Origin of the sequence: Pseudomonas sp. HY2-MNA-CIBAN-0224 (assembly GCF_040310285.1) — a bacterium.
Lineage (GTDB): Bacteria > Pseudomonadota > Gammaproteobacteria > Pseudomonadales > Pseudomonadaceae > Aquipseudomonas > Aquipseudomonas helleri.
Genome location: NZ_JBEOPQ010000890.1, coordinates 1 through 238, shown reverse-complemented (window position 1 = coordinate 238; position 238 = coordinate 1). Strand labels below are relative to the sequence as shown.

The 238-nt window shown below is 45.0% G+C and carries 1 protein-coding gene; it reads left to right on the top strand.

The window, feature by feature from the left end; all coding sequences use genetic code 11:
• A partial coding sequence (locus AAEZ03_RS28815; RefSeq protein WP_350583419.1) for a potassium transporter TrkG occupies positions 1–238 on the top strand: 238 nt, incomplete at both ends.

Here is a 238-nt window from a genome sequence, read left to right as displayed (position 1 = left end):
ATTAAATACCTTGAGTTTGGCGCGTGGGCAGACGAGAGTAGAAGTCTTCAAACGGGAAATCGCTGAGATTTCGATTCGTCGTGCCTTTTCTATCATGTGGCTGTCGTTATTGGTCATTGGGACTGGGGTGACGCTCATCAGTTATGATCAACCTGAGCTGGATTTGATTAAAGTGGTTTTTGAGTGCTTTTCTGCTTATAGCACCGTCGGTTTGAGTTTGAATTTGACCACCGAGTTG